Origin of the sequence: Arthrobacter sp. Cr_A7, from assembly GCF_029222765.1 — a bacterium.
Classification (GTDB): domain Bacteria; phylum Actinomycetota; class Actinomycetes; order Actinomycetales; family Micrococcaceae; genus Arthrobacter.
In genome coordinates this window covers 1-9,935 of the sequence record NZ_JARHXQ010000375.1, presented here as the reverse complement: position 1 = coordinate 9,935, position 9,935 = coordinate 1, and the positions used below count along the sequence as shown (strand labels likewise).

12 protein-coding genes are annotated in these 9,935 nt (G+C 63.5%); 9 read left to right on the top strand and 3 right to left on the bottom strand.

Annotated elements, in window-relative coordinates:
* Both P2Q66_RS21885 and P2Q66_RS21880 read left to right on the top strand, forming a co-directional pair.
* Positions 1–1,004: chitinase (locus tag P2Q66_RS21885; protein WP_275731512.1), on the top strand; the 1,004-nt coding region annotated here is incomplete at its 5' end.
* A gap of 60 nt (positions 1,005–1,064) precedes the next feature.
* On the top strand, positions 1,065–1,655 hold the full coding sequence (locus P2Q66_RS21880; RefSeq protein ID WP_275731510.1) for a hypothetical protein: 591 nt from the start codon (positions 1,065–1,067) through the stop codon (positions 1,653–1,655).
* 2 nt (positions 1,656–1,657) lie between these two features.
* Here P2Q66_RS21880 and P2Q66_RS21875 read toward each other — a convergent pair whose 3' ends face one another.
* On the bottom strand, positions 1,658–2,131 hold the full coding sequence (locus P2Q66_RS21875) for a VOC family protein (RefSeq protein WP_275731508.1): 474 nt from the start codon (positions 2,129–2,131) through the stop codon (positions 1,658–1,660).
* Positions 2,132–2,200: 69 nt separating this feature from the next.
* Between P2Q66_RS21875 and P2Q66_RS21870 the strand changes: the two genes are divergently transcribed.
* Positions 2,201–2,602, top strand: a complete 402-nt coding sequence (locus P2Q66_RS21870) for a DUF3054 domain-containing protein (protein ID WP_275731507.1) — start codon at positions 2,201–2,203, stop codon at positions 2,600–2,602.
* 120 nt (positions 2,603–2,722) lie between these two features.
* The gene (locus P2Q66_RS21865; protein ID WP_050687163.1) at positions 2,723–3,004 is read left to right on the top strand and encodes an Lrp/AsnC ligand binding domain-containing protein; all 282 of its coding nucleotides are present in this window, start codon (positions 2,723–2,725) and stop codon (positions 3,002–3,004) included.
* Between the two features lie 6 nt (positions 3,005–3,010).
* Here the strand turns inward: P2Q66_RS21865 and trpD are convergent, their stop codons facing one another.
* Positions 3,011–4,066 (bottom strand): anthranilate phosphoribosyltransferase, encoded by a 1,056-nt coding sequence (trpD, locus tag P2Q66_RS21860; protein WP_275731505.1) that lies wholly within the window; start codon positions 4,064–4,066, stop codon positions 3,011–3,013.
* 148 nt (positions 4,067–4,214) lie between these two features.
* Here trpD and P2Q66_RS21855 point away from each other — a divergent pair, with 148 nt between their 5' ends.
* From P2Q66_RS21855 to P2Q66_RS21840, 4 genes are all read left to right on the top strand, one after another.
* On the top strand, positions 4,215–4,853 hold the full coding sequence (locus tag P2Q66_RS21855; RefSeq protein WP_176156796.1) for a heme-copper oxidase subunit III: 639 nt from the start codon (positions 4,215–4,217) through the stop codon (positions 4,851–4,853).
* Between the two features lie 86 nt (positions 4,854–4,939).
* Positions 4,940–5,728 (top strand): cytochrome c, encoded by a 789-nt coding sequence (locus tag P2Q66_RS21850; RefSeq protein WP_079596156.1) that lies wholly within the window; start codon positions 4,940–4,942, stop codon positions 5,726–5,728.
* A gap of 100 nt (positions 5,729–5,828) precedes the next feature.
* Complete coding sequence (locus P2Q66_RS21845) at positions 5,829–6,902, top strand: Rieske 2Fe-2S domain-containing protein (RefSeq protein ID WP_079596157.1); 1,074 nt, start codon at positions 5,829–5,831, stop codon at positions 6,900–6,902.
* The gene (locus P2Q66_RS21840) at positions 6,880–8,550 is read left to right on the top strand and encodes a cytochrome bc complex cytochrome b subunit (RefSeq protein ID WP_079596158.1); all 1,671 of its coding nucleotides are present in this window, start codon (positions 6,880–6,882) and stop codon (positions 8,548–8,550) included. The genes P2Q66_RS21845 and P2Q66_RS21840 overlap by 23 nt, the downstream gene beginning before the upstream one ends.
* 116 nt (positions 8,551–8,666) lie before the next feature.
* Here the strand turns inward: P2Q66_RS21840 and P2Q66_RS21835 are convergent, their stop codons facing one another.
* Positions 8,667–9,437, bottom strand: coding sequence for a GntR family transcriptional regulator (locus P2Q66_RS21835; RefSeq protein WP_079596159.1), 771 nt, complete (start codon positions 9,435–9,437; stop codon positions 8,667–8,669).
* A gap of 165 nt (positions 9,438–9,602) precedes the next feature.
* Here P2Q66_RS21835 and P2Q66_RS21830 point away from each other — a divergent pair, with 165 nt between their 5' ends.
* A complete protein-coding gene (locus tag P2Q66_RS21830; RefSeq protein ID WP_079596160.1) occupies positions 9,603–9,896 on the top strand; it encodes an HPr family phosphocarrier protein in 294 nt (97 codons plus the stop codon).
* Positions 9,897–9,935 lie beyond the last annotated feature (39 nt).

The window sequence follows — 9,935 nt, the reverse complement described above, 5'->3', positions numbered from 1 at the left end:
GTGGATCCGCGCAAGGGGACGACACCAGCGGGGAGGCCGGAGTGAATCCTGGCGAACAGGTCTCCCCGTGGTTCGGGGGCTATCTCGACGTCACGCTCCTTCCGGCGCTCCGCCTCGAGGATGCCCCCGCGGGGGGACCGTCCACCACTGTCCTTTCCTTCATCAGTTCCGACCCCGCCCGGCCCTGCGAACCCTCGTGGGGCGGGTCCTACGATCTGGAACTGGCAGGCGACAGGCTTGACCTTGACGCGCAGCTGGACGCCTACCGAAGCGCGGGGAACAACGTTGCGGTATCTTTCGGCGGCCAGAAAGGCACGGAACTGGCCGTTGCCTGTTCCGACGAGGAATCCCTTGCCAGGGCATACGCCACGGTCATTGCCAGGTATGGCCTCGACGTCGTGGACCTGGACATTGAAGGACAAGGAGCGTCGGACCCCGCCGCCGCCGCCAGGCGGGCCACCGCCATGGCACGCCTGCAGGCCGAACGGCCATCCGGCAAGCCACTCCGGGTCTGGCTCACGCTGCCCGTTTCGCGGGACGGGCTGACGCCCGCCGCCGCAATTTCAGTTGAAACCATGCTCGATGCGGGCGTCGAGGTGGCGGGAATCAACATCATGACCATGAACTTCGGTCCGCTCCCTGCAGGCCTCAGCATGTTCGATGCGTCGGCAGCGGCCGCAGAAGCAACCCATCGCACACTCGTGGATCTTTTTGGGAAAGCAGGCAAGCTGAACGGTGACGAACAGGCCTGGAGCAGGATCGGGCTGACGCCCATGATTGGTGTGAACGATCTGGAGGAAAACGTGTTCACGCTCGATGATGCTGAGCGCCTCAATGCCTTTGCGAGGGACCGCGGCATCGGCAGGATGTCAATGTGGTCCCTTAGCAGGGATACCGCCTGCGACCCGGAGCACCAGGGCGTGTCCCACAGCTGCAGCGGAGTGGAGCAGGAAGCCCGCCAGTTCGGCAGGCTGCTGGGAAATGGGTTCACGGAAGCCCCTTGATGACGGGCAGTTGCGCTTTAATGAGGGATGCGGAGCGGCCGGCAGTTCTGGAGGGGGCGGATGGGACGAGGTACCTATTCGTTGTCAGGGTTCTGCCTTGTCCTCCTGGCCGCCGCCGGCTGCGGAGGCGCACCGCGGGCCTCGGGTGAAACGGTGGTCTCCGACGTCTTCATCACGGCCTATTCCTGGTACGACAACACTCCAGCGGGCTCCGCCATCATCAGCCACCCTGTCCTGCACAAGGTGGCCGGCGGAACCGGAACGTACGAAGATCCGGTGACCATCGCCGTCGGGCATTCCAAGGAGACGGGCACCAGCGTGCTGGATGTCCCCGCGGGCACCCGCATCTACCTGCCGGACGTACGCCGGTACTTCATCGTGGAGGACGCGTGCGGCGACGGACCGGCTCCGGAACTTGGGCCCTGCCATACCGGAGCTGAAGAGCACGGTGACGCTTCACTGTGGATCGACATGTGGATCGGCGGCGAAGGGGAGAGTCTATCCTTCGCCCAGACGTGCGCCGTCCAGGTTACCGGCGTGCGGACAGCGGTGTTCAACCCGGGCAGCAACTACGCCGTGGCACCCGGCAACGGGGTGATCCACGACGGCAAGTGCGATTCCGGCTACGGGAACGGGCTGGTATCCCGTTAGCCTCAACCGTCGTAGGCCTTCTGCAGTTCGGCGATGTCCAGTTTCCGCATGCCCAGCATTGCCTGCATCGCCCGCTGCGAACCCTGGGGATCCGGTCCGGCAATCAGCGAGGGGAGGATGGCGGGAACAATCTGCCACGACACCCCGTACCGGTCCCGAAGCCATCCGCACTGGCTTTCCGTGCCGCCGTCGGTCAAAGCAGCCCAGTACCGGTCCACGGCGGCCTGGTCCTCGCAGTCCACCACGAAGGATACCGCTTCAGTGAAACTGGACGTCCGTGCTCCGTTCAGCGCGGTGAAACTGCGGCCTTCCAGTTCGAAATCGACGGCGATGGCCTCACCTGTCGGCCCCGGCGCTTCCTCCCCGAACCGGGAGATGTCGAGGATTCTTGAATCGTCAAAGACGCTGGTGTAAAACGTTGCGGCCTCTTCCGCCTGGTTCTCGAACCAGAGGCAGGTCCCGATCTTCCGTGGCATGGTTGCTCCTTTCGGCTTGAGCCTAGTGCGGATCGCGTCGGCCGGGAACGGGCGGCTAGGCTCGAATGCATGAGTTCCCGGTACCTGTTGCCCGTGAAGCCGCCCTCCGCCCGCCTGGTGGCCGCTGCGGCCGTTTCAGACACCGTGCTGATCCTGCTGTTTGCCGCCATCGGACGCGATGCCCACCAGCGCGGGGATGTTGTGGCGGGCGTCCTGCTCACTGCCTGGCCGTTCCTTGCCGGGGCGGCGGCCGGGTGGCTAGCCACCAGGGCGTGGCGGGACCCGTTCTCGGTGCGCCGGTCAGGGCTGGGAGTCTGGCTTGGCAGCCTGGTGGGCGGGATGCTCCTGCGGGCCGCCACCGGCCAAACAGTTGTGCTCCCCTTCATCATCGTGGCGCTGCTCAGCCTGGGTGTGCTGCTGCTTGGCTACCGTCTGTTGCTGGCCGCCATCCGGCGCAGACGGACCGTGTGACTTCCCGGCCGGGCACCGGGACGGCGCGGCCCTGGCGGCCATGGTTGGTGTAATAGGCTGACAGTACCGAAACGCTTGCCGGGCAATGCCCGCGGCGCAACAGATCCGGAAGGGTTCATCGTGATCACCGCATTCGTTCTGATCAAAACTGACGCTGCCCGTATTCCCGAGACAGCAGAGGAGATCTCCGCGATCGAGGGCATCAGCGAGGTGTATTCAGTGACTGGCGAATGGGACCTGATCGCCGTTGCCCGCGTACCCCGGCACGAAGACCTGGCCGACGTCATTGCCGACAGGCTGTCCAAGGTCCCCGCCGTGGTTCACACCACTACCCACATCGCGTTCCGGGCCTACTCGCAGCACGACCTGGACGCAGCATTTTCATTGGGGTTCGAGCAGTAGGCACCCCTAGGAGCTGGTGAGGGAGACCCACTTCTCCAGCACGGCTGCGGCAGCTCCGGAGTCAACCGATGCCGCGGCGCGGCCGTAGGCGTCCTTCATCCGGTCAAGGAACGGCCCTCCGGCAGCACGGTCAAAAGCCACCAGGCCGGCCGCGGCATTGAGCAGCACTGCATCCCTCGCGGGTCCTTCCTTGCCCGCAAGCACTTCGCGGACCACTGCCGCGTTGGCCTGGGCGTCGCCGCCCCGGAGCTGTTCCACCGTGGCCAGGCTGATCCCCAGGTCCCGGGGATCGAATGTCAGTTCGCCCACAGAACCATTGCGGATTTCCCACACGGTGGAAGGGCCGGTGGTGGTCAGCTCATCGAGGCCGTCATTCCCCCGGAACACCAGGCCGCGGCTTCCGCGCCGGGCCAGGACACCCGCCACCAGCGGCGCCATCCTCGCATTTGCGACTCCCACTGCCGAAGCCTGCACGTTGGCGGGGTTGGTGAGGGGCCCAAGAAAATTGAAGGCCGTGGGAATGGCGAGTTCGCGCCTCGGAACGGCCGTGTGACGGAACGACGGGTGGAAAACCTGCGCGAAGCAGAAGGTGATGCCCGCCTCTTCGGCATTGCGTGCAACCTGTGGAATGGACAGGTCGAGGCGGACGCCCAGTGCCTCCAGCACGTCCGCAGACCCGGACGACGACGATGCGGCCCGGTTGCCGTGCTTGACCACCTTGGCGCCGGCGCCGGCCGCTACAAGGGCCGCCATGGTGGATATGTTCACCGTGTTGAGCTGGTCGCCGCCCGTACCGACAATGTCGAGCTTCTCACCGGAAATGGCCACCGGGTTGGCGTGGGCAAGCATGGCGTCCACCAGGCCGGACAGTTCCTCCACCGTTTCGCCCTTGGCGCTGAGGGCAACCAGGAAGCCGGCGATCTGTGCAGCCGTGGCCTCCCCCGACATGATGGTGTCCATCGCCCAGGAGGTGTTGTCCGCCGTGAGGTCCCTGCCGCTGATCAATGCCGAGATCAACCGGGGCCAGGTGTTGCCGGACGCTGCAGATGCCTGTGAAGTCACCTCCTGATGCTATCGAGGGATGGCGGGGACTGACCAATATGAACGGCCGCGGGAACTTTTCCCGGCGATTTCGCGTCTTTGTAGAAAAAGTCCCCCGAAAAGGCGGTTTGCGTTGGGCAGCACGGACATTTACAGACATAATGTCTATGTGACATCTGCGACCCATGCCCCCAGTACCCCGGCGCACCCCACGCTGAACCGCCCCAATATGGTTTCCGTTGGAACCGTTGTGTGGCTGTCCAGCGAGTTGATGTTCTTCGCCGGTCTCTTCGCCATGTACTTCACCCTGCGCTCCACAAGCGCGCAGATGTGGGCGGACGAGACGGCCAAGCTCAACTTCCCCTTTGCGCTCGTTAACACGATCGTCCTCGTGGCCAGTTCCTTCACTTGCCAGATGGGCGTCTTCGCCGCTGAGCGGCTCCAGCCGCGCCGGACCGGGGGTGCCTTGCAGTTCTCCCGCTGGGGAATGAACGAATGGTTCACCCTGACGTTCCTGATGGGCGCGTTCTTCGTCGCCGGCCAGGCCACCGAATACGCAATGCTCGTCTCCGAGCACGTATCGCTGTCCTCCAACGCCTACGGCTCGGCCTTCTACATGACAACGGGCTTCCACGGCCTCCACGTCATCGGCGGCCTGATCGCCTTCCTGCTCATCATGGGCCGGTCATTTGCCGCGAAGAAGTTCGGTCACTTCGAGGCAACGTCCGCGATCGTCACCTCGTACTACTGGCACTTCGTGGACGTTGTGTGGATCGGCCTCTTCCTGGTCATCTACGTACTCAAGTAGCCAGCTTTGATTCTTTTTCTACAAGAGGCAGAATTTCAGGTAGCGGCTCCCGGAGCCGGCGCAGGAACGAATAAAGGAACCACCACGTGAAGGCACTCTCACAAAAGCGGCGTCACCCACTTGCAGCCATAGCGCTGCTCCTGATGGGTCTCCTCCTCACGGGTGGGCTCTATGCCGTCGCCACCACCGTCAACGAGGCCAAGGCTTCCACCACCACCTACAGCGCAAACGACGTTGAGGAAGGCGGCAAGCTCTTCGCCGCCAACTGCGCCACGTGCCACGGTATGGGCGCCAGCGGAAGCCAGGACGGTCCTTCACTGGTGGGCGTGGGTGCCGCTGCGGTTGACTTCCAGGTGGGCACCGGGCGCATGCCGATGCAGATGAACGGCCCGCAGGCCCTGGAGAAGCCGGTCCAGTTCAACGATGAACAGACCCACCAGCTTGCAGCCTACGTCGCTTCCCTGGGAGCCGGCCCGGCAATCCCTGAGGAACACCTGCTGGATGAGGGCGGCAACGCTGCTGAGGGTGGCGAACTGTTCCGCACCAACTGCGCCATGTGCCACAACGCTGCTGCCGCCGGCGGTGCACTGACCCGCGGCAAGTTCGCTCCGGCACTGTCTGACACTTCCGGAAAGCACATCTACGAGGCCATGGTCACCGGCCCGCAGAACATGCCCGTCTTCAGTGATTCCAACATCACTCCCGAAGGCAAGCGCGACATCATCACCTTCCTGAAGCAGATCGAGACCAGCGGTTCCCCCGGCGGCGCTGACCTTGGCTCCCTTGGTCCCGTCGCAGAAGGCCTGTTTGTCTGGGTTGCCGGCTTGGGTGTCATCATCGCCTTCACCATCTGGCTGACCTCCCGTACGTCCTGACGTCCGGCAACGCACCAACAAACTTCTGCTGCCCTGTCAGCAGGTTGATATTAGAAACTAACCCGGCAACCGCCGGGACGAGAGAAGGATGAGGCGAATTATGGGCAACCATAGTGACGGCAGTCCGAACCACTCGGGCACCGTAGCTACGGCTGGTCAGAATGAGGTGGAGAAGTTCCAGGACCCTGGAATTCCCCCGCACCGTTTGCGCCTGGCTGACACGGACCCGAAGGCCGCAAAGCGGGCAGAACGGCAGGTCGCCTTACTATTTGGCATCTCTGTTGTTGGAACCCTGATCTTCCTGGTGGCGTACTTTGCCATCGATCTGGGGCCTGGAGACTCAACCATTGACACCATCCGGATCCAGAACATGCTCCTGGGTCTTGGAACGGCTTTCGCGATGCTCGGCATCGGCACCGGCATCGTGCACTGGGCCAAGGCCCTGATGCCGGACCACGAAGTCTCCGAGGAACGCCACGCAATCCGCTACGAAGAGGACCGGCAGGCTGCCGTCCGCATCGTTGACGACATCGTGGAAGAGACGGGCATCAAGCGCCGTCCGCTGATCCGGAACACCCTGCTGGGTGCCGTTGCACTCGCACCGCTTCCGGCGGTCGCCATCTTCGGCGACCTCGGCCCGCGTCCGGACAACAAGCTTGCCCACACCATGTGGGCTCCCCAGGACGGGCAGCTCAAGCGTCTCGCACGTGACCCCGACGGCACGCCCATCAAGGCATCGGACGTCACCATCGGCTCGGCATTCCACGTCATTCCCGAAGGCCTGAACGAACTCCACGAGGGCAAGCTCAACGAGAAGGCCAAGGCAGTTGTGCTGCTGATGCGCCTTGATCCCGCGTCGCTGAACCCTTCCGCGGGACGCGAGGACTGGGGATACAACGGAATCGTTGCTTACTCCAAGATCTGCACCCACGTCGGGTGCCCTGTTGCTCTTTACGAGCAGCAGACGCACCACCTGCTGTGCCCGTGCCACCAGTCCACCTTTGACCTCACGCAGGAGTGCAAGGTGATCTTCGGCCCCGCCAGCCGTCCTCTCCCCCAGCTGCCCATCGCAGTTGATGACGAGGGCTACCTGGTCGCCACCAGCGACTTCAAAGAACCCGTAGGACCAAGTTACTGGGAGCGTGATATGCATGAGCGCAGCATCAACAGCTGAGCCCGCTTTCGTCGCCAAAACCAAGACAGGCCGGTTCACCGACTTCGTCGATGCACGTGTTGGCGGTTCCGGAATCCTCCGGGAATTCGGCCGCAAGGTATTCCCGGACCACTGGTCCTTTATGTTCGGCGAAGTGGCACTGTACTCCTTCGTCATCCTGCTCCTCTCGGGCACGTTCCTGACGTTCTTCTTCGATCCGTCCATGGCGGAGACGCATTACGACGGTTCCTACGTTCCCCTTAAGGGCGTCGAAATGTCGGTGGCGTACAACTCGTCGCTGGACATCTCCTTTGACGTCCGCGGCGGCCTGTTCATGCGCCAGGTCCACCACTGGGCGGCACTGCTGTTCGTGGCTTCCATCGCCGTGCACATGCTGAGGGTTTTCTTCACCGGAGCGTTCCGCAAGCCCCGCGAAATGAACTGGGTTGTGGGTGGCGTGCTCCTCATCCTCGCGATGGCTGCCGGCTTCACCGGCTACTCCCTCCCCGATGACCTGCTCTCCGGCAACGGCCTGCGAATCATCGACGGCGTGATCAAGTCCATCCCGGTCATCGGAACGTACATCTCGTTCTTCCTGTTCGGCGGGGAGTTCCCGGGAACGGCCATCATCGGCCGCCTGTACATGCTGCACATCCTGCTTGTGCCGGCACTGATCCTGCTGATGATCGTGCTGCACCTCTTCATGGTGGTCGTCCACAAGCACACCCAGTACCCCGGCCCGGGCCGCAACGACAACAACGTTGTCGGCTACCCTCTGGGACCTGTCTACGCCGCCAAGGCCGGTGGCTTCTTCTTCATCGTGTTCGGTGTCCTGGCCCTGATGGCCGGTTTCTTCACCATCAACCCGATCTGGAACTACGGCCCGTACGATCCCTCTCCCGTGTCAGCCGGTACCCAGCCCGACTGGTACATCGGTTTCGTTGACGGCGCCCTGCGCCTGATGCCCGGCACCTTGGGCAACTGGCAGGTGGAACAGGACTGGTTCGGCTTCGTCTTCAGCTTCAACGTCCTGCTTCCGGCCCTCGTGCCTGCCGGCATCCTCTTCACCGTGATGTTCATGTACCCGTGGATCGAGCGGTGGATCACCAAGGACGACCGCGAGCACCACGTCCTGGACCGTCCCCGCAACGCCCCGACCCGTACGGCGATCGGCATGGCAGGGTTCGTCTGGTACTGCGTGATGTGGGCAGCTGCAGGTTCCGACCTCATCGCCACGCACTTTGGTGTCTCGCTGAACGATGTCACGTACTGGCTGCGCGCCCTGTTCTTCATCGGCCCGATCATTGCGTTCATCGTCACCAAGCGCGTTGCCCTGGCCCTCCAGCGCAAGGACCGCGAGATTGCACTCCACGGCCGCGAAACCGGCCGCATCGTCCGTCTCCCCCACGGCGAATTCATCGAGGTCCACGCACCTCTTGATGAGTACAAGCGCTACAAGCTGGTGGGATTCGAGTCGCCTGAGGTGCTTCCGGCCGTGCCGAACGAGCACGGTGTGGTGACCAGCAAGGAGAAGCGCCGCGCGTTCCTCTCCAAGTGGTTCTTCGAGGACCGGGTTGCTCCTGCCACTCCTGCAGAGCTGGAAGCCGCCCACGGCCACGGTCATGCAGCGGTTGAAGCCCCCGAAGAAGCAAAGAGCCTGTCCCACTAAGATCCGCGTTCAGACAGCAAGAGGCCTGGTCCACATGGACCGGGCCTCTTCTGTTTGCCTGTTCGGCAGGCTTCAGGCAGCCGGACCCAGGCAGGCCGCCAGGATTCCTGCCAGGTCTAGTGGTTCCGCGCCCGGCGTGCTCCGGGACGCTGCAGGGGAACCCACAGCTTGTACCTGTCCGCACGGTAGTAGGACACCGAATAGTCCACCATTGCCCGGGCAACGAAGGCGTGCCGCTGGATTTTCAGCAACGGAGACCCGACCTCGACGTTAAGCAGCCGGGCGGTGGACGGCGAAGCAGCGGTGGCCTCGATCATGTCCTCGCCCCACTCCATCACCAGCCCGAATTGCTCGCTGAGGACGTTATACAGTGACGTCGGGGGTTCACCATCGAGGAGTCCGGGCACCCGGTGGGCAGGAATGAAGTTTTCATCAACGCTCATGGGCTCACCGTCAGCGAGCAGCAGCCGGCGGAAGCGCACCAGCGGCGTCCCTTCGTCCAGCTGCAGTTCACGCGCGAGGAAGGCGCTGGCGCCGATTTGTTCGAAGCTGAGGACTTTGGCTGCCGGGACCATGCCGCGGCGCTGCATCTCCTCGCTGTAGGAGGTCAGCTTTACCTGAAGGTCGAGTTTTGGCCGGCGGACAAAGGTGCCCAGTCCCACCACCCGTTCAATGACCTCTTCACCCACCAGCGCGTCGATCGCCTGGCGGACGGTCATCCGGGCAAGTCCGAACCGCTCCGCAAGATCCCGCTCGGAGGGCAGCGCAGAACCCGGCGGGCAGGACTCAGCGATGTAGCTCCGCAGGATCTCCCGCAGCTGGACATAGATCGCCGTGCCGCTGGCACGGTCAATCTCGCCCCTGATTCCCTTAGCGCCAACCGCCATGGTCTGTCTCCCTGCCGTCGATTTTCCCCTTCAATCGTAGGGCAGGTCTAGACCAGCTCCGTGCAGCCGATACCTTCTTTGGTAGTGGACGATGCAGGCCCGCTATATTTGGTCAGGAAATTCTGTTACCGACGGATGGGGGCCGTCACGACGAAGGAGTCCCCTTTGCCAACACACAAGGCCGTGGTCACGGCCTCCGTCGGCCTGCACGCACGGCCGGCAGCCATCTTTGTCCGGGCCGTCACCGACACCGGGCTTCCTGTGACGATCGCCAAAGCCGGTATCAACGGCGTGGACGCCCGGTCGTTGCTTCACGTGATGACGGCTGACTTCCAGCACGGGTGCGAGGTGGAATTGGGCATCAGCGAGAACGCCCTGAACGGGGCTGTAAGCCGCGAAAAGGCGGAAGACGCCCTCCGGGGCCTTGCCGTTCTCCTGGAGTCGCAGGGCGCGCTGTAGACGGAACTGGGCTTCAGATAAAAACAGAGCGGGCATAAA